Here is a 23,140-nt window from a genome sequence, read left to right as displayed (position 1 = left end):
TCATGGCTCAGGAACCACAAAACCAAGCAGAACAGAACGCAGGCCCAGTTTTCAGCATTGAGAAACTGTATGTGCACGATGCGTCCATCGAAGTGCCGAATGCACCGGCTATTTTCACCGAGCGTACTACCCCGCAAATCAACGTAGAGTTGGGCAATGCGGTTGAGCAAGTTCAGGATGGCATTTTCAATGTGTCTATCAAAGTGACGGTGACTGCTAAAATTGAAGACAAAACGGCATTTCTGGTCGAAGTAAACCAATCCGGCATTTTCGCGATCCGTAATGTACCGCAGGAAAACCTGGAGCCGATTCTGTCAGTGGCTTGCCCTAACATCCTGTTCCCATATGCGCGTGAAGCGATTTCCGATATGGTGACACGTGCTGGTTTCATGCCAGTATTGTTGAACCCGATCAACTTTGAAGCGTTATACCTGCAACAGCAACAGCAGGCTGCACAAGCCGCTGGCGCACCTAACTAATTTTTATTTAAGTAAAAAGTAAGTCATCGCTGGCTTACTTTTTTTCTGGATAAATAGCAATGAGTAAAGTCGCCGTTTTGGGTGCAGGTGCCTGGGGCACCGCACTCGCCATGCATATTGCCTTGCAACACGACGTGGTGTTGTGGGCGCGTAACAGTGGCCATGTCTCCGGCATGCGTAAGGCGCGTGCCAATCCGCTTTATCTGGGTGAATTCCCTTTCCCTGAAAAACTCACGGTTGAAGATGACCTGGCGACAGCGGTTGCCGGTGCAGACCTGATTCTTTCCGTGGTGCCAACTGCGGGCTTTCGCCCGATTTTGCAACAGCTGAAAGCGTTGGGCATCAGCCAGCCTTTTATCTGGGCCAATAAAGGCCTGGAGCCACAAACGGCAAAACTGCCATTTGAAGTAGCCCAGGAAGAACTGGGTAGTGATTATCCATGGGGCGTATTGAGCGGCCCCAGTTTCGCTGCCGAGCTGGTGCGCGGCTTGCCTACGGCGATCACGCTGGCAGCCAATCATAAAGAGCTGGCCCAACAGGCGGCCCAATTAATTCATGGCAGCTGTTTGCGTGTGTATAACAGCACCGATGTGATTGGCGCTTCAGTCGGTGGCGCAGTAAAAAATGTCATGGCGATTGCCGCCGGTATCTCTGACGGCATGGGCTTTGGCAATAATGCGAGGGCAGCCATGATCACCCGTGGCCTGGCTGAGATCACCCGCTTTGGCATGGCATTAGGTGCTAAAGCCGATACATTTATGGGGCTGGCCGGGGCAGGCGACTTGATCTTGACCTGTACTGGTCAATATTCCCGTAACCGTGAAGTAGGTTTGCAACTGGCTTCTGGTAAATCACTGGATAGCATTCTGGCTGGTCTCGGACACGTCGCTGAGGGCGTGAACACGGCGCGTGAGGTCATGCGGCGTGCTGAGGTTATCCACGTCGAAATGCCGATTACTTATGAAGTGAATCAATTGCTGACTAATCAAAAAACGGCACAAGATGCCGTCAGTGCTCTATTAGGCCGTGGCCAACGCCAGGAATCTGCCTGATCCCATGCCTTGAATTCCAGCCAGGTTGTCTGGAGTTTATGTTTATTTGTGCTTAATCCCACTCAATACGATGAGTGGCTGCACAATTACTTTCTAACCCTGGTTCAACTTTTCCAGCTAAATCCTGTCGCAGAGCTATTGCTGCGTGTCGCACCCCTGTCATGTATTTGTCCTATAACAGTAGGAACTATACTTTGCCAGAGCAGTGAGGTTATTAGCTCAAATGAATGAGAAGATTATTTTGCAGTTTAATAAAAAGAAGTTGTTAAAAGTAGTCTTTGGCTTTGCCGTCATGGCAACCATCGCCTCCACCTTGTATGCGATGAAAGCAGAAGCGTTGGCCTGGCATGTCTGGCATCAATTCACACATCATGATCATCATGGCCTCGATCTTTCGGATTATGAGGTTGCCATCGAAGGCAAGCCGCTGGCCAATTACAAAAATGCCTCAGGCCTGGCGTTCAATCATGAAACCGGTACCTTATTTACTGTGCTCAATGACAAAGGTCTTATCGTCGAGTTCAGCCTTGATGGTGAACCGATTCGTGAAATTCAGTTACATGGCACCGATGACCTCGAAGGTATCTCGCACCTGGAAAAGGATTATTATGTGGTGGCCGATGAGCGTGAAAGCAAATTGTGGCTGCTGCAAATCAAACCTGAGACGCGCGATATCTCCATCAAGGATGCCAGGTTATTAGGGTTTGGCATGAATGAGCGCGGCAACAAGAATTTTGAAGGTGTGACTTATGACAGTGTGCATCACCGCCTGATCGTGGTTAAAGAACGTGATCCCAAATACGTGATGTCAGTCACAGGCCTTTATGAGCCGGATGAAAGCAAGCAAAGCCAGATACAAGTGCAGCACATGCGGCAATTTGATTCAGCCTTAAAGTGGGCATTGCGGGATTTATCTTCTGTGACCTATCACGAAAAATCAGGCCACTTTTTCTTGCTCAGTGATGAATCCAAGTTGCTCAAACAATTTAATGAAGAAGGGCAGACCCTTGGATCATTAGCCTTGTGGAAAGGCTTTCACGGCCTGCACAACAGTGTGCCACAGGCTGAGGGCGTCTCCATTGATGATGAAGGCAATATCTACATTGTCAGCGAACCTAACCTGTTTTATGTGTTCAAGCCAAAATCTCACGCCAGCCATAGCTAAATATATAGACGAGTATTCAGAATTTAAAAAACCCGCAACAGCGGGTTTTTTAATAAGCCACTTTTATTGAAGACTACTCAATACCCAATAACTCAACTTCAAATACCAAGGTCGCATCCGGACCAATCACCGGGCCGCTACCATTCGCGCCGTAAGCCAGTTCAGAAGGGATAGTCAGCTCGAATTTACTGCCAACCTGCATCAACTGCAAACCTTCCACCCAGCCAGAAATCACGCCAGTCACCGGAAAAACGATAGGCTCGCCACGGTCGTAAGAACTATCAAATACAGTGCCGTCAATCAGCGTGCCTTTGTAATGCACTTTCACACGGTCACTAGGCGCAGGTTTTGCACCGTTGCCTGTCACCAGCGCTTTATATTGCAAACCGCTATCGGTAGTGACCACGCCTTCTTTTTTAGCGTTCTCAGCCAGGTAAGCAACGCCAGCGGCTTTATTTTTTTCTTGCGCTGCTGCTTGCTTAGCCTGTGCTTCTTTCTGCACCTGCTCAACCGCACTTTGCTTTTCTTCATTCGATAAACGCGATGGCTGGTCTGTCATCACATCGCGCACAGCAAGCGCAACTACGTCTGCATCCAGTTCAAGATTATCATTCTTGAGCTGGTGGGCCAGGTTTTCACCTACGATGTAGCTCAGGCGCTGGGTCAGGGTTTTTAATTCAATTGTCATTAAGCGTTCTTTCGTGATTTGAGGATGTTGCTTTGTATCGACAACACAATGCGTGATTATGTCCGAGAAAGCCTATAAAACAAAACCCGCCAAAGCGGGTTTTGTCTGAAATGCTAGTTAGTGCATTTTGCGTTAAGCAGGAAAGTGAGATAAGGCGCGCAAGTCGAAGACAATACATTTTAGTATGGCAAGACTTGCGCAACGCAGTATCACTGAGCTGCTTAAATGCAAAATTACATCATACCGCCCATGCCGCCCATACCACCCATATCCGGCATCGCTGGCGCATCTTCTTTAGGCAACTCAGCAACCATGCAATCAGTCGTCAGCATCAAGCCAGCCACTGAAGCTGCATTTTGCAATGCAGAACGGGTTACTTTAGTTGGGTCCAGAATACCCATTTCAATCATGTCGCCGTAAGTTTCGTTAGCAGCGTTGTAACCGTAGTTACCTTTACCGGCCGCTACATTGTTCACGACTACAGATGGCTCAACACCAGCGTTTTGCGTGATCTGGCGCAATGGCTCTTCAACCGCACGCAGAACGATTTTTACGCCAGCTTCCTGGTCCAGGTTCTCACCTTTGACTTTAGCAATCGCATCACGGGCACGGATCAGTGCCACGCCACCACCAGCCACGATACCTTCTTCAACCGCAGCACGTGTTGCATGCAATGCATCTTCCACGCGGGCTTTTTTCTCTTTCATTTCGATTTCAGTCGTCGCGCCAACCTTGATCACAGCAACACCACCAGCCAGTTTGGCTACGCGCTCTTGCAGTTTTTCACGGTCGTAGTCGCTGGTCGCTTCTTCGATTTGAGTTTTGATCTGGCCGATACGGGCTTTGATAGTTTCTTCGTTGCCAGCGCCGTCGATGATGATGGTGTTTTCTTTACCCACTTCGATGCGTTTCGCTTGACCAAGGTCAGTCAGTTGAACACTTTCCAGTTTCAGGCCAACTTCTTCAGAAATCACGGTACCACCGGTCAACACAGCAATGTCTTCCAACATGGCTTTACGACGATCACCAAAACCAGGGGCTTTCACAGCAGTGGTTTTCAGGATGCCGCGGATGTTGTTCACCACCAGGGTTGCCAATGCTTCGCCATCTACGTCTTCTGAAATAATCAGCAGTGGACGGCCAGCTTTAGCGACTTGCTCCAGTGTAGGTAACAGGTCACGGATGTTAGAGATTTTTTTATCGTGCAATAACACGAAAGGATTGTCCAGCAACGAAATTTGACGCTCTGGATTGTTGATGAAGTAAGGAGACAGGTAACCACGGTCAAACTGCATACCTTCAACTACATCTAATTCATTGGTCAGGCCTGAACCATCTTCAACAGTGATCACGCCTTCTTTGCCCACTTTGTCCATTGCATCAGCAATGATCTGGCCAACTGAGCTATCGGAGTTTGCAGAAATAGCACCTACTTGTGCGATTTCCTTGCTGGTTGTACATGGCTTGGATTGTGCAGCCAGGTCAGCCACAGCAGCTTCAACTGCTTTGTCGATACCGCGCTTCAGGTCCATCGGGTTCATACCAGCCGCTACAGATTTCATGCCTTCGCGGATGATCGCTTGTGCCAGCACTGTTGCCGTTGTTGTACCGTCACCAGCGATGTCATTGGTTTTAGAAGCAACTTCTTTCACCATCTGTGCGCCCATGTTTTCGAACTTGTCTTTCAATTCGATTTCTTTAGCGACAGAAACACCATCTTTAGTGATGGTAGGCGCGCCGAAAGAACGCTCCAACACCACGTTACGGCCTTTAGGGCCCAAAGTCACGCGTACTGCATTAGCCAATACGTTGACACCATTTACCATTTTTTGGCGAACGTCATCACCAAATCTTACGTCTTTAGCTGCCATTTAAATTCTCCTGAATTTTGAATGTTCAATAAGGATTACTGGAAATTGTTTTAATCATGAGGTCTGAAACAGGATAGATGCAACGCAGCAATACCCGTTTGCAACTCCTCAGAATTACTCAACAACTGCCAAAATGTCTTCTTCGCGCATCACCAACAGCTCTTCGCCGTCGACTTTAACTGCTTGACCGGAGTATTTACCGAACAATACTTTGTCACCGACTTTAACGTCCAGTGGAATGGATTTACCATTTTCATCTTTTTTACCGTTACCAACGGCTTGCACAATGCCTTGATCAGGTTTTTCAGTAGCGCTATCTGGAATCACGATACCAGAAGCGGTAGTGCGCTCTTCAGCGGCGCGTTTAACAATCACTCGATCGTGCAATGGACGAATACTCATAAAAGTCTCCTTGTATTCCTAAAGTATTATTTGGGAAGCGTTTTTAATAAAAAATAACAGAAATAGAGTTACAGCGCGCATTTTAGCACTCGCGCACCCTGATTGCTAATTTGGGGTGTAAAGCCACATTTCAAGAGGGGAAATTAAAATTTTTGCTTAATGTCGTTTGCAATTTAACTTGAGATTTTTGCAATTCAATTTGAGAGTGCCATTTCAATAAAATCATATATTTAACAGTGCCTTAATCTGAAAATAACAATCTAAGTAGTTTTTGGAGTTTTTGAGATATAAATAAATAAATGGAATGGCTTGATGAAATGGGCGATTAGTGGCCACCTTAACTCTTGTGCATATGAAGCATAACTTGGTAGGGGGGCGTCAGGAGGCGATACACACGAAGACGTTCCGGCTTGGCATATGGTTTATGCCGCATTTGCCGCACAGTGATTTTCAAGCTCCTTCAGAAAAAGCTCCAGTCCTTGGCGACGTTCTGAAAAAACCTTGTCACACGAATCTGGAAATTAAGTTCAGAAAATCTCCGCCACATCCTTTCATGAAGGGCTTCCCATTTGCCATCGAGTAGACTAAAAGCAAATTTATGCCGATTCGAGTATTCATGTCATAGTAGTGGATATTTTAGTCACTTCCTCAACATTGATGGCTGATTAGTAATCATGTATCTCTTGGACGATTCAAATAAAATTGTTGACGCTGAGTTTGGCTTGGGAGTAATTGATTCTGAGCATTGCATTATCGTCGAGAGCAGTGGTGGTTCGAATCCAACTCGTGGAATCACGCATCAAGGAAAACGTGTGTTGTTATCGGGTGAGATTCAAGGTTTTAATACCTGATCAGCGTGGATGTAGAGTTGGCTAACTTTGCGGAATCACAAAAGATAGCCAGTTGAAGTCATCTTTAATCAATGTGAACCAGGGCAGATACCAGATGCATCACGATAGGCCTGACGATCAGCACGCAAAAAAATGCCACCGGCATTGCCAGTGTATAGGCATGAACCACGCGAAATAAGTAGCCGCTGTGGATCCCGCTATTCGCAGCGACGATGACCATGGACATTAAAAAGGCCATGATGCCCGCCATGAAAAACGCAAATACGTAAGGGGTAAACCTTTTTGGAATTCTGCGTGTGCGATGTGTTGATGTAATCATTTTATCCTCCTTATTGATACCGTACTTAAGCTGAAGCGACACTTTATTCCTATCTTTATTGGTCCGGTAGCAGGTTGATTATTGAATCATCTTAAATATAAACTATCGAATAACCTATTTAATCGATAGTGATATGGATACATTGAGAAGCATAGAGAGTTTCGTCAAGGCAGTGCAGGCCGGGAGTATTGCGGCCGGTGCGCGGTTGCAGGGCATCACTGCTGCCGCAGCCAGCCAGAATATACAGCGCCTTGAAAAATCACTTGGCACCCGTCTTTTGATTCGTACTACACGCAATCTGGCGATGACCGAAAGTGGCGAGCTGTATTACGCTGAAGTGGAGCATCTCATCGCTGGCTTGGCGCGCGCCCAGTCTGCGGTAACTGAATTTCATGGGCAGCCGCAAGGGCGGTTAAGGGTCGGTGCATCAGTCGCTTTTGGCAGGCATATCCTGATGCCGCTCATTCCGCAATTTGCGCGCAACTTTCCAAAACTCTCGATTGAGGTAGTTCTATCAGACCGGAGCCTGGACCATATCACCGAGGATATTGATGTCAGTATCCGCTTCAAGGAGCAACTGGAACCTGGCCTTGTTGCCAGGAAGATTGCCATCGCACCAGTTGTCTATTGTGCCTCTCCCGGGTATCTGCAACGAAAAGGTGTGCCGGAAACCCCGGAAGATTTAACCACCCACGACTGCCTGATGTTCCGCATGCCGGTAGATGGCCGCCTGTTTAGCTGGACATTTGTGCGTAACGGCATCCGTTATGAGCCCGAAATCAAGCCCGGCATTATTTGTAATGACATTGATTCGCTGCATAGACTGGTGGTGGAAGGAGCAGGCATTACGCGGCTGGCAACTTTTATTGCCAATCAGGATATTCAGCGTGGTGCGTTGATTGCGTTATTTCAACCTGATCCTGCAAGTATGAATGCGATTCAATCCGATACAGTGCCGCTGGAGTTTTATGCCTGCTTTCGTGACAAGCATGCGATCACTAATAAAGTCCGCGCATTTGTGGATTACCTGGTCAGTGAGATACCGCAGGCATTGTGAGCATACAGGTTTAAAAACTCTCGCGCATGTAGATGATTGGTGTTTTATAGATGCCAAATGTGGCGCGCGCGTTGGCGACCGTGAGGCCAAACCAGGGAGATAATATCCCCGCTGTCGCCGATATGGGTGAGCTACTCTGGCAGGTTTGATCACCCGGAGTGATTGTGCCCAGGTTCACCGCAATATCCACGCTGCCGGTATTGGGTCGACCATCGCTGCCTATCCCCGGTGCGGCTAACTTGAGACTTAATTTGCCGTTACTCATAGTGGGGCTGCCAGACAGGTAAGTTTCGCATGCAGACAGATTGCCTTTAAAGTTTTTCAGGACAATGCTGGACAATGGCACTGAGGTGCAACTGTCGCCAGCACTTCTGACATAAGCGCTGCCATTCCAGTATTGCGCTTCGATCTGGATGGGCAGAGCCAGTAACTCTGACCCATGCGCACTTTGCACATTCAAGCGGCCATACAAATAAGTCACATTGGATGACAGGATGGTTTTGGTCGAAGAAATCGTGACGCCTGCATCCACATATTGCGGTTGCGCAGATAGGGTGATGGTTTGCGGACTCACCGGTAATGCCGGGCGGGAAAGCGTATGTGTCGCCACTATGCTCGCCACCCCTTTCGCCCAGTTGCCTGTCACTGCCGGAACCGCGGATCCGCTAGTCAACGTGGCACCATTCAAGGGTGTGGCGGCAAACTGGTATTTACTCCAGTCGGTGAGTAGAAATGCGGGTGAGCCTATGTAGTTTTGCGTGGTAGCCCCGGCTGCATTTTTGGCGGTAAGGATAAACGGGGTGGTTAATGCTGGCGTGCTTGGCGTAGCAGTTTGCCCATAGTAAGAGAATGCTCCGCAGGCTTGCGTCACGCTAGAGTCAGGGGTGACAAAAAAGTGGTCCGGGACAAACCTGCCGTAGTAAGGGCTGATGGATACATAGCCAAATGAGCATGCATTCATCGTCCCCAGCGGTAAAAAACCTGCCGCACAATCCCTTGCGCTGGCATCCACCTGGGTGAAGCTATCGTCATAGACGCCATAAGGCATAAACCGGAAATACCCGACTTCGCTATAAGTGAAATTGCTGCCGCTGGCGTTGCCATTCGCAGTCGTTGAAAATACACCTGTCAGTAGGCCGGTGTTGACCGCACCCGTATGCGCTGAAACTTTGTCGGTATCGATCTTGGGCGTGCCGGTGTAGTTTGAAAGACCGGTGCTGGCCGTTAAGGTGAATGGGCTGCCGGCTTTAATGGCCGGGCTGGCGGTGACATTCAGGCCGAGCAGGGTGTCCGCATTGGCGTTGGAAGTCACACTGGTAAAAGCCTCCGGCCGGACTGCAAAATTATCGGTTGATCGCGAAGTCGGGTTATTGGCGTTGCTATCCGTCACCTGGCAGCGAATATTCTTGTAGGCATTGGCAATCGTGGTTGAAATGGTTTTCCTGCCGTTATCGGTGCCGGTAAACGTCACGCTTTGCGAGGTGATTTCCGTAGTCGTGCCGCTACAGGTCTGGTTGGCTAATATGCTGGGGTCGCCGCAATCCAGGAACTTCAGGGTGACAGTTTTGCTATTATCGCCTTTGGACACAAAGCTGGTATTCACGGTGCTGTCGGCAGACAGCGCCACTACATCGGCATTAAATGCCACGTTGGCAACCTGGGTGAATAAATGCCCGCTGGCCGCGTTAGCATTGGAAATTGAAGGGTCTACACAGGTGAATTTATTGGCGGGTGTCGAGCAGCCATTGACTTTATAGCTCCAGGGGTTTGACACGCACGAGGTGGTTGAGCACTTGCTGCCATTGAAACAGCACACGCCGGTAGTGGTCGAGTTATATTCCATCACAATCGCCCAGATATAACTGGAAGTGGTTCTGGCGCAACCGGCAATTTTCCCCCAGTTATCGATCACACCTGTGACGGTGACCGAGTTGTTGATCTCGGATGAGCTGTCCACGAATACATTGGTAGTCACAGCCGCCAGTAAAGCACCGTTGTTGGACATCTGTACTGCGCCTTGCACGACTGAGCCGGAATACAAAAACAATTGCGCAGACACTTGCGAGGTGGCCGTCACTGTTCCATTAATCACGCTTTGAAACGCTGAAATATACGAAACGCCTAATCCTGAAGAGGTGGCCGTGATATTGCCTGCCACGCTAGAGCCACTGCCCAGTATGATAGATGACAGATTGGCGGTGATCGCGCCGTTGTAACTGGTGTTGCTCGAAAGTGCCCCGACCACATTGCCTACGCTAATATCCGCCCCAAGCACATTGTTGGCACCATTCACAATCAGTGAGCAACCACTGCAATTCACGGTGGATGAAATGTGATTGCCGCCGGAAAGGATGACTGAGCCTGCCGTAGTGGAAATATTGCCATTGACCACCGCATTGCTGTTTAGGGTCACCAGGCCAGTGGCGCCGATAATATTGCCGTTCACAACTGCATTCGATAACAGCAGAACTGACCCTAAACCAGTTGCCGACACATTCCCGGTGACTGTACCCGACACCGTCATGCTGCCGTTAGTTGTGGTCAGGTTGCCTTTCACAAAGGCGGCCGCAGTAGTAATGATGGAATTATTGCCCGCGCTGATGCTGGCATACATCGAAGGGAAAGACATCGTCACAAGGCCCTTTGCCACAAAAGTGACATTCGCCAGCTGCGTGGCGCTGCCTATGGTAAAACCGCCTATCGTCAGCAAGTTGTTAAAGGTGACAGTGACATTGCCTGTATCCAGAAACTGCACATGATCCTGGATATTCAAGCTATTAGAACAGGTGTATATCCCTGCGCTACCGGTACAGCCTGGTGGCATGGGTGCGCCAGGCGCGGCCGGGAAAGAATATAACGCCTGGGCAGCCATACTGGTGAACGCCAATAAAAAAAGTAGGCTTAAGGGAATGACCCAGCTAAAAGCTGCGCATTTAGAAGCTTTTTTTAGATTCAATGAAGCGACGATATATTGCATATACAGTCTCCAATTGTTTTTTGTTTTATTTGTCAATGAATCTAATTGGCTGGCAATGCTTAATTGTGATGCAATTATATTTGTATAAATATGCTTACATGTATTTTCAAAATAGGCAATAAATTAATACATGTTAATTCATGGTTTACATTCTAGCTGAAAAAATAGCTTTTCTAAAAGAGAGTCTCGGGGTGTGCAGTTGCCATTCGGTAGCGCTTTGAATTTCTTTGTAGAAACAATTAACTACGTTTGAAAGCAGCTGAAGGCATAGCCTCTGGACAGGGTTCAATTCAGCTTTATATGGGTATGCGGATGAGCGAGCGACGTGTGTTCTTGCTTCTGCCGAGATTCAAAAGCAAGAGTCAGAGTGTTTAGCATTTGATTCTCATGTATCTTCGGTTTACTTAAAGTAAAGAGTCGATGATGAAACAAACGCAAAGTGAAATCGCGGAAAAGGTGATGTCTGATCCTCGCTGGAAACAGGTGCTGGCCCATGATGCCCAGGCTGACGGACGGTTTTTCTATGCAGTGAAAACAACAGGTATTTACTGCCGCCCCTCATGCGGGGCTCGCGCACCGCGCCCGGAAAACGTCGCCTTCTATTTAACCGCTGCTGGCGCAGAAAGCGCCGGATTCCGCCCTTGTAAACGCTGCAAACCTGATCAGCTGCCATTGCCTGAAGTACATGCAGGCAAAGTCGCACAGTCCTGCCGCCTGATAGAAACTGCAGAAGTGATGCCTACGCTCACGCAATTGGCAGCAGATGCCGGACTCAGCACTTACCATTTCCATCGCGTGTTTAAATCCATCACCGGGCTAACGCCCAAAGCCTATGCTTCAGCTCACAGGGCGCAAACCATGCGTGAAAAACTGGCTGCTCAATCAAAAGTGACAGATGTCATTTATGACGCTGGCTATGCATCGAATAGCCGCTTTTATGAGACGGCGAACCATACCTTGGGCATGAAACCCAGGCAATATCTTAAAGGCGGCCTAAACACTACCATTCGTTTCGCGCTGGCAGAATGCAGCCTGGGCAATATTCTCGTCGCCAGCAGTGAGAAAGGCATATGCGCTATTTCAATAGGCGATGATGCAGAAGTATTGCTGCGTGAGCTGCAGGACAGGTTTCCAAAAGCCAATCTCATTGGTGGCGACGAGGCGTTCGAATCTATGGTAGCCACCGTGATTGGTTTTATTGAATCACCCAGGCTGGGGCTGAATCTGCCTTTGGATATCCAGGGCACTGCATTTCAGCAACGCGTATGGCAGGCATTACAGAAAATTCCTGTCGGCAGTACCGTCACTTACACGCAACTTGCCCAACTGATAGGCATGCCTAAAGCCATACGTGCAGTGGCAAGTGCCTGTGCCGCCAATACACTGGCAGTGGCTATTCCCTGCCATCGGGTAGTCCGGTTGGATGGATCACTGTCGGGATATCGCTGGGGCGTTGAGCTTAAAAAGACTTTGCTGAGTTTGGAAGGAAAAGCATAACGTTTCATCTGTAAATCATCTTAATATGTAAAATATTGTTAACGACGTCAGGTTTTTTGCTCTCTCAGCGATTAAACAAGTATAGGGATGTGAATACGTAATGTTCCTGATTAATTCAGGATATCTTCCCGACTACGTTTTTACGTATTGCGCATAAGAATAATTTGCTAAACCGCCAAAGTCTGGCGCAAGCAATTAGATATTAAGGGTGATTTATGGATTTGGTACCTGACATCGTAGATTTAGTGTTGTATCTGCTGGGCGTGCTCTCGGTGGTGGTGTGGGCCATCATCATTATCAAAAGCTGGGCCTGGTATAAATCGCAAAGCGAATCCACAGACTTCCTGTCCGAGTGGCAACAGACGCGCAGTATCTATGAGTTACCTTTACTGATCTCCAAAAGCGAAAGCAGTTTTGCGCGCTTATGTAACGCCGGTATGAACGCCATGAACGAAGTGATGGCCAATTCAGTACTGCGCCGCAACGAACGCCAGGAAGTCATCCTGCTCTCGCTCAAGCAGCAAGCCTACCTCGAACACAAACGCATGGATGGCGGTGTCGCTGTCCTGGCCAGCATAGGCTCCACTGCGCCGTTTATAGGTTTGTTTGGCACCGTCTGGGGCATCATGAATGCGCTCAAGACTATCACCGCCACCGGCTCAGCCGGACTGGATGTGGTGGCTGGCCCGATAGGCGAAGCCCTGATTGCCACCGCCATCGGTATCGCCACTGCGGTACCTGCCGTACTCGCCTATAACTACTTTATGCGCAGGCAGAAAGTACACCGTGCAGATATGGAACAAGTTGCCAGCCGCTTCCAGTCTTTACTCACCCAATCCGGTGTAGAAGGCTAGTGAGGGAAATGCCATGGCTATATTAGGCGATGCAGAACAGGAAGACCTGGTGAGCGAGATCAACGTTACGCCGCTGGTGGATGTGATGCTGGTATTGCTGACCGTATTTATCGTCACCGCACCCTTACTGATGAACGCAGTGAAAGTAAAGCTGCCGAAAGCCAGTGCTGAAGTCGCCATTACTGTGCCCAAGACCGCGCATATCAGCATCACCGATGCCGGTGATGTCTTCCTCGACCAGCAGAAGCTGGCACTGGACACCCTGACCAGCAATCTGGGTACGCTAAAAGCACAACAGGACCCGGCTGTTGAGATCTATGCGGATGAACATGCGGAGTATGGCATTGTGGCCAAGGTACTGGCAGCCATCCAGCGGGCTGGCATCAGCAAGTTCAGTTTTGTGATGTCACCGGAATCGGGCAAGTAGTAAACATGACCAGCCTGGTGTTTATGGATGATGATAGCCATGCCAAAGTGTGGCGTGCCGTTATTGTTTCGCTGGCAATCCATGCGCTGGTCGTCGCAATTTACCCACATTTGAACAAAATACAATTGCCGGAAATCCCTGAACGGCTGGAAATCGAGTTTTTCTCGATTAAAGCCAGGGCACCTTCCCCTAGTCAGCCGGTGACACCACAGGTAGAAACGATCACACCTCCTGAGCCGCAAGTGACTCCCAAGCCACCGACACCGGTGCCTGCACAAACACCTAAACAGGTACTGGCTGCGCCTGCGAATAGCGATTCTGAATACAAAGTACCGGAGCAGGTTACACAAACTAAAACAGAACCCACGCCGCCAGCTCCTGCACCTGCAGCGGCCGCCACTTCAGCAACATCGCATGCCGAAAGCCGCCCGACTGAAGAGGCCGCGACTAAAGAAGCGCGCCCAGCACCGCCAAGTACACCGGTCACGACAGAGTCAGACGAGCTCACTGCCGGCGACACTGATGCATGGGGTGACTACGGTGAGCAGTTACGCTCGCTGGTGAATAAAAGCAAACAGTATCCGACGATTGCGATTCGCAGGCATTTGGAAGGTGATGTCACTATCGTTGCCCAGTTCACCAAGGGTGAGCTGACACAAGTGTCATTGGCTGAAACCAGCAAGCATGTGCCGTTGGATGAAGAAGCCATGCGCATGGTTAAGAAAGCGATTCAGCAACTGGGCGTGAAAGAAAGTTTAAGGAAGAAGACATTCAGGATCACGATCCCGGTGTCTTTCAAGTTGGAATAAAAATAACAACAGGTAGTACCAGGCATTGTCAGTCCCTTTCCCGAGTTGATCTTGATAAGCCTGCCTTAAAGCCCTGCACCAGTCATTTCATACCGGCTGGTGCAGGGTAAATTTTTTTTACGCATATACAGGCGGGTACGGGATAAATTCCGTATTGGCTATTTCACAAAATAGATACGATGAATCAAATAATAAAGGGAGAGTAACGCTAATGCTTTTAAAGAAAATAAAAACACTTATTGTCGGCCTGGCTGTATTGATCAGCATGAATGCCGAAGCGAAAGTTGAGCAGTTTCAGGACAGTTTTACCGGTTATTTAGACCGCAGCACCAGGAATGATGCTATCTGGTACAGCGGGCAATCTACTTTCATCAATAACAATGTGTCATTGACAACCACTTACGATCTTTTTGATGATGATTTCAGTTTCTTTATTGTTGCCGGCACTTTTGAAAGGGATGATGGTAACAGGAAGTTTTCCGGCAACTTTGATATCAATCTCTATTCTGCTGACCCGTCTATCTGGCCTGACCCCTGGCAATTTCCGGGCATACCTTATGAAATCATTGGTAACTTTCAATATGATCACTCCATCTATTCGCCTATCACTGGCGAAAGGGTAATCAATGATTATGGATTTGGGCTCTTGAAAGGCTTTATGACCAACCAGCAATATCTCACATTTACCATAGATTGGGTGACAGTAAACGGTGCAGTGGTCAGTAGCGTACCTACGCCTCCGACAGTATGGATGTTCAGCAGCGGTTTGCTACTGCTGGGTGTAATGCTTAGTAAACGCGCTTCTCCCAAACTTCACCACTCATTATTACTAATCACCAAAGGCTAGAGACAGCACCATGATTAAAATCAATAAACTAATGCTGTGTCTGGCCATATTGGTCAGCACACATGCTCAGGCAAAAGTACAAACTTTTGAAGAAGTATTTACCGGAACGATAGCTAAAACTGGCGTGATTGACCCGGATAACTTTGATCCAGACAACCTCATTGGTCAAAGTACATTGTCGAATGGCGATGTGACGCTAACGTTGTTTTATCCGATGTTTGACTTTTCACCTAGTCATTATCCTGGTGCAGGTACTTTTACAAGGACCGATAGCTTGGGTGCGTTGTCAGGAGATTTCAGCGCTTATTATTCGCTGCCGGATATTGGGAGCCCTTCAGTCCCTTTTTTGATTGGTGGTCTTTTTAATCAGGATAATAGAAGTTTAACTTTACCTAACACCGGTGCATATCAATACAGCTGGTCATTTGGACGGGCTGAAGGAAAGATCACTGATCAGGGCTATGTGACTTTAAAAATTAACTGGCAGATTGGCATCCCTGATGTGCTTGTCCCCGTACCAGAACCCCAAACAGGATTCATGTTTGGAAGTGGATTGTTGATATTGGGATTTTTTCATCGTCTAGGCAGGTTTAGAAGGCGATTCAAATACTGTGCGCCCAAATAATTCTGGTTATATGTAGCCATATTGGTTGTTGCAACTCGTGATTTTATAACCTATTACAACCATTACAGGCTTGAACTTAAGTTAACGGGCATGGCACAAATTTTGCGGCAAACATGCCATGGAAAAGACAATGATGTGGTCCGGGATTAATCTGCAATGGGCATATACCGATTTGCTCGGCTATATACGCTTTAAGGTTGCATGCCCGCATGTGGCTAAAGATATTTTGCACGATGCTTTTATCCGTTACACAGTTTCGACCAGTACGAATAAAGGGCAAGAGCCGCATGCCTATATGCGCAGCATCGCCAAAAACCTGATTGTGGATGCTTACAACACCAGTCAGCGTTTCGTTTCCCTTGAGGCTGAAGTCGGGCTGAATCGTGAATGGCTGGAAACACCGACACTCTCGGTTGAGCACCTCAACGACATTAAACAACGGTTGGAGATGATCCAGCAGATACTTGAACAACTGCCACCACGTTGCCGCCAGGTGTTCTGGATGTACCGGGTTGAAGGTTACACCCAGACTGAAATTGCAGCAGCGCTAGGTATCAGCAAAAATATGGTGGAGCGGCATGTGATGCGTGCCATTATCGATTTAAGCAGTGCCCGCGAACTGATTGCGGATGACTAGTAATCCTAACCAGTGACAAACAAACACGACGATTCGATCAAACAGGCTGCTGCGCGCTGGTATTTGCGTATGCGTGAAGCGGCACCGGATGCGCCTGAACGCACCACCTTTGAAATGTGGTTGCTGTCTGACCGCAGGCACCAGGCTGCCTATCAGCTGGTTGAATCAACAATGGATGATTTTAGCTCTACTGACCGGCTCAAAGATCTGTCCAACGCGCTGACGCAAAAACTGTATTTTGAGCAATCCACCCGCCGCAAAAAGCTTTCCAAGCTGGGCTCCGGCCTGGCCGTCATGTTGCTATGTGTTGGCCTGGGCTTTCTCGGCCGCACGCAATATCAGACCTGGCAAGCCGCGCCACTATCTACGCAAGTGCAAACCACCGCCGTGGCGCAAATCGTCAAACGCACGCTGGATGACGGCTCGGTGATCACCGCCAATGCCAACAGCGCACTGGAAATCGTGTTCTACCGTCATCAGCGCCTGGTTAAACTCACGCGCGGCGAAGCCATTTTTGAAGTGACTAAAGACCCTGAACGCCCCTTTGTGGTGGAAACACAGCAGGCCAAAGTCACCGTGCTTGGCACTCGCTTTGCAGTGAACCAGTTGAGTAAAAAAGTGCGTATCAGTGTTGATCATGGCCGCGTGCAAGTGGCGCGAGCCGATGGTGCAAAAACAGGATTGATATTGCACGATGGTGAAGTGGCTGAAATTATGCAGGGCAATGCGCCGTTAAAAGTAAACCGCTACGCGAGTGATAGCTTCAGTTTTGCCAGTGGCCGCATCGTATTTGATCAGGCAGATATGTTTGAAGTGGCGGATACATTATCCCGTTACCGCCCGCAGTCAGTCACTGCCAGCTTTGCAGGTGAGCACACACCTAAAGTGAATGCAGTACTCAAAACGGTAGAGATAGAAGACTTTATCCGCACATTGCCACGCTCAGTGCCTGTCGCTTTAAAAACCAGGGATAACAAACTGGTGATCGAACCTACCAGGTAATTCTTTACATTTCTTTTTAACCCACCATATCAGGCGTTTTGCCCTGCCGTCGGTTACACCTCTAACACGACCAGTAATCGACGGATGTTCCATGCAAAATAACACCATTAGAAATGCCACTCTGGCAGTATTGATAAGCCTGCTGACGCCAACTGTCATCTATGCAGAACTCAATACCCAAGTGCCTAAAGAGCAAGAGGATAGTTTTTCTATTCCCATGAATGTGGATATGCCAGCGCAGCCGTTGGCTGCCGCATTACGGCAGTTTTCCATCCAGTCTAATTTATCCCTCACAGTCGATAGCGCACTTATTGTCGATAAAAAATCTCCAGCTATCAAAGGCCGCATGACTCGAAAAGAAGCCATCAAGCGCATGCTGGATGGGACGGGTCTGCAAGGGAGGGTTGAAGATGACAAAATTTTTATTCAGCGTGCTGCAAAGGAAGACAAAAGCGTTCAGCTAGATAAGGTTGAAGTTCGTGCCAAACGTTTTTACGAAGTAGGTCCACTACCGGGCTTAGGTTTAACCAAAGAAGAAATCCCAGGTAACGTCCAAAGTATCTCTGCACAAGAAATTAAAGAATCACATTCTTTGAGTATCACTGATTTAATGAATCGAAAGCTCCAGTCAGTGACGGTGAATGATTATCAAGGCAACCCATTCCAGATGGATTTGCAGTACAGAGGGTTCACTGCAGGTCCGCAAATCGGTACTCCTCAAGGCCTCAGTGTGTTTTTGGATGGAGTCCGTGTTAATGAGCCTTTCGGGGATGTAGTCAACTGGGACATGATTCCCATGAATGCTTTGGCAGGTATAGATGTGTTTCCCGGATCAAACCCTATATTTGGCTTGAACACTTTGGGCGGTGCCGTCTCCATGAAAACCAAAGACGGCTTTAATAATTCCGGTATTGATGCGGATATCCTGACGGGCTCATTTGGTAGAAAGCAATTGCAAGCTGAAGCAGGTTGGAACAATGGCACCATCGGCCTGTTCGCTGCAGGAAATTTTTTCTTGGAAGATGGTTGGCGGCAAAACTCGCCTAGCAAAGTGAACCAACTATTCTCAAAAGCAAGTTATCGTGGTGACAAACTTGACCTTAACTTGAGCACATTGCTTGTACAAACTGATTTGACCGGTAATGGCTTGATACCTTCGGAAATGTATAACAAAGATCGCGATAGTGTTTTTACCAGCCCGGACACGACCAAAAATCGATTAGCGCAGTTTCAACTCAGTGGCAGCTATTTTGTAAGTGACACATTCACTTTTACTGGCCAGCTTTACAGTCGCAGCAGTAAACGCCGACAAAAAGGCGGGGATGCGATGACTGATTACAGTGAAGAGTTATTGGCGCGCAGGCGGCCTAATAGCACTGATCAATACACCTGTTTGTTTCCCAGCACGAATGGCAAAGGGGTGCCGGATTACATTGTGGTTCCAGTCATCTACACACAGATGGACCCAGACAACCCAAGTGCCGAATTTCAGACTACGCAGTTTTATCAAGACTTCAGTAATGGCGTACTCGATGTTACTAACTACTCAAATTTAAAAAATACCGAACTACCAGAGGAGGTGCTTGCAGCTTATCGGTATGCTTTTGAGGAAAATCGAAATTTCAGCGAAAAAAATGCATATAACCGAGGTACACCAGCGCCAGATTTTGAAGGGGAAATCAATCCGGATTATTTCAATCAGCCAAATTTTAGAACATCATTTGCTACACCCTTTAATCCTGGTTTGTTTAGTAATGTCGGAGGAGTGATTTATGCTGAGGATGATTTCTTTTTCACAAAGGATGCATTAACCGGCGATGTTATCAAAAATTATGTAATGGCATTAAGTACCTTGAACACTTCAAATTGTGCCCAAACCCAAACAGATCAATACGATCTTGGTACTGATCCTATATATGGAAATCCAATTGCTGTAGATGGGATTGGGTATGGCCAACCCGGATATGTCGACGGAACCCCCACCGCTTTGCTCACTGACAATCAAATTAATCAGTTAACTAATGGCATGTCAATGCAGGCAAACTGGCAGCTGGAAAAGCATAAGTTCATGATTGGCGCTTCACTTGATTCTGCCAATGCGGATTACCTGAATGAGCAGCGTCTGGGTTTCTTGGATAGTAACCGGAATGCATATCTTGATCCTGCCCAAGCCCATCCTCAATTCGCGGGCGCGTTTGTGCCATTGGCCAATAATAATTTTGAAGGTACCAGTGTTACAAAAAGTATATATTTCAGCGAGACCTGGAGCCCGGTAGAAACGCTGCATTTGAGTATGTCTGGTCGTTATAACCAGACAAATGTCACGAATAAAATTGCCGCTAGAAGTGGCTTTCTTAATTACAGTATTGGGGACTTAATTGCCGAGCCAGACAAATATAATATTTGTGGAGACACAGATGGCAATGGCACTGTTACCCAGTCTGACTGCGCCGGTATTCCGCTCAACTACAGACCTTTGCGGCTTAATCGTGTGCTTGATCCGGCAGAAACTGAAAAATTTAGTTACTACTCTTTTAACCCTTCAATGGGGGTTTCCTGGCAAGTAAAAGACAGCCTGAATCTTTTTGCTAACTGGGCCAAAGGTACGCGTACACCGAGTGTGATTGAACTGGGTTGTGCATTTGATAAAACGCCCACACTTTCTGGCGGTGTAATGGTGCCAAGATCAATTGCTGAAAACCGGTCATGCACACTCCCTACAACTCTATCGGGCGATCCTTACCTAGCTCAGGTAAAAGCAACTACATACGATATCGGCCTTCGCGGTACGCTGAGCGAGAATTTGCAATGGAACCTCGGCGCTTATCAAACAGACCTTAAGGATGACATCTACTTTATTACAGTTGGAAATCAGCAAGGTTTTTTTGATACGGTAGGCAAGACTCGACGTCGTGGGATTGAAGCAGGGCTTTCTGGCAGAAAAGACAAATGGAGGTTTGGTGTTAATTATGCATTGACAGATGCAACCTTTGAAGACGACTTTTTAATGCTAAGCCGGGACAACAGCAGCTCTTTCAATATCAATGGCTATGGCCAAGTTATTCGAGTTAAACCGGGAAGTCGAATGCCGGGGGTTTCGTTGCATAACATCAATGCAAATATCAGTTATGACGTCACACCTTCCTGGTCTGTCGGCTTGAACACTGTTTTGCACTCAGATAGTTTCATTCGCGGGAATGAAAATAACGAACATCGGGAAGGCGTTATCAGACGGTCTATAACTGTAACTGATCCGGTAACAGGCGCTGTAACAGTCATTCAAACCCCACCGACTACAAACCCGGGGAAAGTCCCCGCCTACGCAGTCTTTAATTTTCAAACCAGCTATAAATTTAATAAAGAGTGGTCAGCAACCATGCTGATCAACAACCTCTTTGATCGTGAGTATTTCACAGCAGGTAGGTTAGGGAGAAATCCGTTCTCACCAAGTATTAACGGTGCAATTGGCCCAGATGGTTATAACCATAACTCTGGTGACTGGCTGAGTACGAATTTCATTGCCCCAGGGGCCCCGAGAGGAGTCTGGTTTAGCTTGAATTGGCATTTTGTGCCTGATTGATTTTAAAGTTGTTGTGTGATTATTTCACTTAACCAGTCCATAAAAATCCGCACCCGCTTTGATAAATTCCTTCGATGCGGAAACAGGATCGAAACCGGCATGGACGGTGCTGTATACGCTGGCAAAATCTCTACCAAGCCGCCACTTTGAAGTAACTCATGCGCGCCGAATCTAGGTGCTTGCATGATGCCTAGGCCAGCGGCACAAGCTGCACGATAGGCGTCGGTGTTATTCACGCAGATGCGGCTTTTCATTTTGTGGCTTTGGGATTGGCCATTTGTACTGTATTCAAACGCATCAAATCGTTTGTTGCTGCTGGTCTGGTAGTGAATCAGGTAGTGGTTCTGCAAGTCTTCAATGTTGAGCGGCTCGCCATGTTCAGCGATATAAGCCGGGCTGGCAAAGTTGGTTTGTTGCATTTCACCAATTTTGCGCATGATCATGCCAGATTCTTCTACTTCGCCAGTTCTCACCACGCAATCATAGCCCTCGCTAATCAGGTCCACTTTACGATCTTCGCTGCTGATGTCTATCGACAGGTTAGGGTAGCGTTGCAGGAATTCCGGTAAGGCGGGAATCACCAGATGACGTGCCATCGGGTGTGACATATTGACGCGGATAACGCCGGAAACCTCACGGTCATCGCTGATAAACAGGGTTTCCAGTTCTTCAATCTCGCTAAGCACATCTTTGCTTTTCTCATAAAACAGCTGACCATCTGGTGTCAGTTGCACTTTGCGTGTGGTGCGGTGAAACAGCTGGGTTTGCAGTTTGGTTTCCAGTTGCTGTATGGCTTGCGAGACGCTGGCTTTGGGCAAGCTTAGACTTTCAGCTGCCTTGGTAAAACTGCCCAGTTCTGCCACACGGACGAAACGCTTTAAACTTTCATTAGTATCCATCTTCTAAACGACCATTCTTTGAAATTCTACTGTTCATTAATAACGAACAGTATAGTCAAATTTTGCATATTTATCCGTTATGCGAATACCAATAAACTGAACTTACTTTGAATGCTTTCTTTGAATTACCTTTAATCATTTTAGGAGATAGTAAATGACTACAAAAATTGGATTAATCACTGGTGGCAGCCGTGGATTGGGTAAAAACACCGCATTGGCAATGGCACGTCAAGGCATCGATGTGGTGTTGACTTACCAAAGCAAACAAGACCTTGCTCAGGAAACAGTCAATGAAATTGTGGCGCTAGGCCGCAAAGCGGTGGCGCTACAACTGGATGTAGCAAAGGTCAGCAGTTTTGATGCTTTTACCAACACTTTGAAACAGGCGTTACAAACAGAATGGCAAGCCGGTAAATTTGATTTCCTGATTAACAATGCCGGCACTGGTATCACTGCGCCATTTGCGGAAACGACTGAGCAGATTTTTGATGACATGGTGAATATCCACCTCAAATCTACTTTCTTTGTGACGCAGAAATTGTTGCCATTGATCAACGATGGTGGTCGCATCATCAATATTTCAAGTGGTCTTGCACGATTTACTTTACCTGGCTACAGCGCTTATGCGGCCATGAAAGGCGGCATCGAGGTGCTGACGCGCTATATGGCTAAAGAGTTGGGCGCAAGGGGGATTGCGGTAAATACTGTAGCCCCAGGTGCGATTGAAACCGATTTTGGCCAGGGCCTGGTACGGGACAACAAGGATGTGAATGCATTTATTGCCTCACAAACAGCGCTTGGCCGCGTTGGGGTGCCGGATGATATCGGCCCTATGATTACCAGTTTGCTGTCTGACGATAACCGCTGGGTGAATGCGCAACGGATAGAGGCATCAGGTGGGATGTTGATTTAATCTGCGCCTGAATAAAAAACAGGCATTCTTTTGCCTGTTTTTTTATTGCTGAGTCTTACTTTTTGAAGCTAAATTTAATAGCTAAACCTGACACAAGCCCAGCAAGATTATTTTATCGATACGCGCTGAGTTACGGGTATCGTTTAATGAAAAAAGTAATATCTATATCTTTGAGGCTTAAATAAAAAC

The 23,140-nt window shown here is 47.7% G+C and carries 20 protein-coding genes; 14 read left to right on the top strand and 6 right to left on the bottom strand.

The annotated features are described in order from the left end of the window. Positions 1–2: 2 nt before the first annotated feature. From secB to ACFQ2T_RS06155, 3 genes are all read left to right on the top strand, one after another. The gene (gene secB, locus ACFQ2T_RS06165) at positions 3–479 is read left to right on the top strand and encodes a protein-export chaperone SecB (protein ID WP_055826615.1); all 477 of its coding nucleotides are present in this window, start codon (positions 3–5) and stop codon (positions 477–479) included. 59 nt (positions 480–538) lie between these two features. Next, positions 539–1,531 carry an NAD(P)H-dependent glycerol-3-phosphate dehydrogenase gene (locus ACFQ2T_RS06160; RefSeq protein ID WP_379031919.1) on the top strand — a complete coding sequence of 331 codons (993 nt, stop codon included), beginning with the start codon at positions 539–541 and terminating at the stop codon, positions 1,529–1,531. 262 nt (positions 1,532–1,793) lie between these two features. After that, positions 1,794–2,696, top strand: coding sequence for an SdiA-regulated domain-containing protein (locus ACFQ2T_RS06155; RefSeq protein WP_379031917.1), 903 nt, complete (start codon positions 1,794–1,796; stop codon positions 2,694–2,696). 73 nt (positions 2,697–2,769) lie between these two features. Here the strand turns inward: ACFQ2T_RS06155 and ACFQ2T_RS06150 are convergent, their stop codons facing one another. From ACFQ2T_RS06150 to ACFQ2T_RS06135, 4 genes are all read right to left on the bottom strand, one after another. Next, positions 2,770–3,384 (bottom strand): FKBP-type peptidyl-prolyl cis-trans isomerase, encoded by a 615-nt coding sequence (locus tag ACFQ2T_RS06150; RefSeq protein ID WP_379031915.1) that lies wholly within the window; start codon positions 3,382–3,384, stop codon positions 2,770–2,772. A gap of 233 nt (positions 3,385–3,617) precedes the next feature. Next, on the bottom strand, positions 3,618–5,255 hold the full coding sequence (gene groL / locus ACFQ2T_RS06145; RefSeq protein ID WP_055826605.1) for a chaperonin GroEL: 1,638 nt from the start codon (positions 5,253–5,255) through the stop codon (positions 3,618–3,620). 114 nt (positions 5,256–5,369) lie between these two features. Beyond that, positions 5,370–5,657 (bottom strand): co-chaperone GroES, encoded by a 288-nt coding sequence (locus ACFQ2T_RS06140; protein ID WP_379031912.1) that lies wholly within the window; start codon positions 5,655–5,657, stop codon positions 5,370–5,372. A gap of 915 nt (positions 5,658–6,572) precedes the next feature. After that, positions 6,573–6,827, bottom strand: coding sequence for a DUF2798 domain-containing protein (locus ACFQ2T_RS06135; protein WP_379031910.1), 255 nt, complete (start codon positions 6,825–6,827; stop codon positions 6,573–6,575). 133 nt (positions 6,828–6,960) lie between these two features. Between ACFQ2T_RS06135 and ACFQ2T_RS06130 the strand changes: the two genes are divergently transcribed. After that, positions 6,961–7,884 carry a LysR family transcriptional regulator gene (locus ACFQ2T_RS06130; protein WP_379031908.1) on the top strand — a complete coding sequence of 308 codons (924 nt, stop codon included), beginning with the start codon at positions 6,961–6,963 and terminating at the stop codon, positions 7,882–7,884. A 10-nt stretch (positions 7,885–7,894) separates the two neighbouring features. On the opposite strand, the gene ACFQ2T_RS06125 is transcribed toward ACFQ2T_RS06130, so the two are convergent. Next, positions 7,895–10,756, bottom strand: coding sequence for a DUF6701 domain-containing protein (locus ACFQ2T_RS06125; protein WP_379031906.1), 2,862 nt, complete (start codon positions 10,754–10,756; stop codon positions 7,895–7,897). 528 nt (positions 10,757–11,284) lie between these two features. Between ACFQ2T_RS06125 and ada the strand changes: the two genes are divergently transcribed. The 9 genes from ada (at position 11,285) to ACFQ2T_RS06080 (ending at position 21,139) form a co-directional block, all read left to right on the top strand. After that, positions 11,285–12,358: a bifunctional DNA-binding transcriptional regulator/O6-methylguanine-DNA methyltransferase Ada gene (gene ada / locus ACFQ2T_RS06120; RefSeq protein ID WP_379031904.1), complete on the top strand. Its 1,074-nt coding sequence runs from the start codon at positions 11,285–11,287 to the stop codon at positions 12,356–12,358. Between the two features lie 215 nt (positions 12,359–12,573). Next, positions 12,574–13,212: a MotA/TolQ/ExbB proton channel family protein gene (locus tag ACFQ2T_RS06115; RefSeq protein ID WP_379031902.1), complete on the top strand. Its 639-nt coding sequence runs from the start codon at positions 12,574–12,576 to the stop codon at positions 13,210–13,212. A 13-nt stretch (positions 13,213–13,225) separates the two neighbouring features. After that, a complete protein-coding gene (locus ACFQ2T_RS06110) occupies positions 13,226–13,639 on the top strand; it encodes an ExbD/TolR family protein (RefSeq protein ID WP_379031899.1) in 414 nt (137 codons plus the stop codon). A 5-nt stretch (positions 13,640–13,644) separates the two neighbouring features. After that, positions 13,645–14,448, top strand: a complete 804-nt coding sequence (locus ACFQ2T_RS06105) for a TonB family protein (RefSeq protein WP_379031896.1) — start codon at positions 13,645–13,647, stop codon at positions 14,446–14,448. Positions 14,449–14,602: 154 nt separating this feature from the next. Further along, positions 14,603–15,295: a hypothetical protein gene (locus ACFQ2T_RS06100; RefSeq protein WP_379031893.1), complete on the top strand. Its 693-nt coding sequence runs from the start codon at positions 14,603–14,605 to the stop codon at positions 15,293–15,295. Between the two features lie 10 nt (positions 15,296–15,305). Then, positions 15,306–15,920, top strand: a complete 615-nt coding sequence (locus ACFQ2T_RS06095; RefSeq protein WP_379031891.1) for a hypothetical protein — start codon at positions 15,306–15,308, stop codon at positions 15,918–15,920. A gap of 130 nt (positions 15,921–16,050) precedes the next feature. Next, positions 16,051–16,557, top strand: a complete 507-nt coding sequence (locus ACFQ2T_RS06090; RefSeq protein ID WP_379031889.1) for an RNA polymerase sigma factor — start codon at positions 16,051–16,053, stop codon at positions 16,555–16,557. 12 nt (positions 16,558–16,569) lie between these two features. Beyond that, positions 16,570–17,559, top strand: coding sequence for a FecR family protein (locus ACFQ2T_RS06085; protein WP_379031888.1), 990 nt, complete (start codon positions 16,570–16,572; stop codon positions 17,557–17,559). Between the two features lie 91 nt (positions 17,560–17,650). Next, complete coding sequence (locus ACFQ2T_RS06080) at positions 17,651–21,139, top strand: TonB-dependent receptor domain-containing protein (protein ID WP_379031886.1); 3,489 nt, start codon at positions 17,651–17,653, stop codon at positions 21,137–21,139. Positions 21,140–21,141: 2 nt separating this feature from the next. On the opposite strand, the gene ACFQ2T_RS06075 is transcribed toward ACFQ2T_RS06080, so the two are convergent. Beyond that, positions 21,142–22,038, bottom strand: coding sequence for a LysR family transcriptional regulator (locus ACFQ2T_RS06075; protein WP_379031884.1), 897 nt, complete (start codon positions 22,036–22,038; stop codon positions 21,142–21,144). A gap of 154 nt (positions 22,039–22,192) precedes the next feature. On the opposite strand from ACFQ2T_RS06075, the gene ACFQ2T_RS06070 reads away from it, so the two are divergent. After that, positions 22,193–22,951 carry an SDR family NAD(P)-dependent oxidoreductase gene (locus ACFQ2T_RS06070; protein WP_379031883.1) on the top strand — a complete coding sequence of 253 codons (759 nt, stop codon included), beginning with the start codon at positions 22,193–22,195 and terminating at the stop codon, positions 22,949–22,951. Positions 22,952–23,140: the final 189 nt, after the last annotated feature.

Source organism: Methylophilus flavus (genome assembly GCF_042678905.1).
GTDB lineage: Bacteria > Pseudomonadota > Gammaproteobacteria > Burkholderiales > Methylophilaceae > Methylophilus > Methylophilus flavus.
This window is presented reverse-complemented; position numbering and strand designations above follow the sequence as displayed.

Excerpts from the sequence above, each read along its gene's own strand:
- ACFQ2T_RS06115 (WP_379031902.1), top strand. The coding sequence starts at position 12,574 with ATGGATTTGGTACCTGACATCGTAGATTTAGTGTTGTATCTGCTGGGC.
- groL (WP_055826605.1), bottom strand. The coding sequence starts at position 5,255 with ATGGCAGCTAAAGACGTAAGATTTGGTGATGACGTTCGCCAAAAAATG.
- ACFQ2T_RS06070 (WP_379031883.1), top strand. The coding sequence starts at position 22,193 with ATGACTACAAAAATTGGATTAATCACTGGTGGCAGCCGTGGATTGGGT.
- ada (WP_379031904.1), top strand. The coding sequence starts at position 11,285 with ATGAAACAAACGCAAAGTGAAATCGCGGAAAAGGTGATGTCTGATCCT.
- ACFQ2T_RS06090 (WP_379031889.1), top strand. The coding sequence starts at position 16,051 with ATGATGTGGTCCGGGATTAATCTGCAATGGGCATATACCGATTTGCTC.
- ACFQ2T_RS06095 (WP_379031891.1), top strand. The coding sequence starts at position 15,306 with ATGATTAAAATCAATAAACTAATGCTGTGTCTGGCCATATTGGTCAGC.
- secB (WP_055826615.1), top strand. The coding sequence starts at position 3 with ATGGCTCAGGAACCACAAAACCAAGCAGAACAGAACGCAGGCCCAGTT.
- ACFQ2T_RS06160 (WP_379031919.1), top strand. The coding sequence starts at position 539 with ATGAGTAAAGTCGCCGTTTTGGGTGCAGGTGCCTGGGGCACCGCACTC.
- ACFQ2T_RS06140 (WP_379031912.1), bottom strand. The coding sequence starts at position 5,657 with ATGAGTATTCGTCCATTGCACGATCGAGTGATTGTTAAACGCGCCGCT.
- ACFQ2T_RS06110 (WP_379031899.1), top strand. The coding sequence starts at position 13,226 with ATGGCTATATTAGGCGATGCAGAACAGGAAGACCTGGTGAGCGAGATC.
- ACFQ2T_RS06150 (WP_379031915.1), bottom strand. The coding sequence starts at position 3,384 with ATGACAATTGAATTAAAAACCCTGACCCAGCGCCTGAGCTACATCGTA.
- ACFQ2T_RS06130 (WP_379031908.1), top strand. The coding sequence starts at position 6,961 with ATGGATACATTGAGAAGCATAGAGAGTTTCGTCAAGGCAGTGCAGGCC.
- ACFQ2T_RS06135 (WP_379031910.1), bottom strand. The coding sequence starts at position 6,827 with ATGATTACATCAACACATCGCACACGCAGAATTCCAAAAAGGTTTACC.
- ACFQ2T_RS06105 (WP_379031896.1), top strand. The coding sequence starts at position 13,645 with ATGACCAGCCTGGTGTTTATGGATGATGATAGCCATGCCAAAGTGTGG.
- ACFQ2T_RS06080 (WP_379031886.1), top strand. The coding sequence starts at position 17,651 with ATGCAAAATAACACCATTAGAAATGCCACTCTGGCAGTATTGATAAGC.
- ACFQ2T_RS06075 (WP_379031884.1), bottom strand. The coding sequence starts at position 22,038 with ATGGATACTAATGAAAGTTTAAAGCGTTTCGTCCGTGTGGCAGAACTG.
- ACFQ2T_RS06125 (WP_379031906.1), bottom strand. The coding sequence starts at position 10,756 with ATGGCTGCCCAGGCGTTATATTCTTTCCCGGCCGCGCCTGGCGCACCC.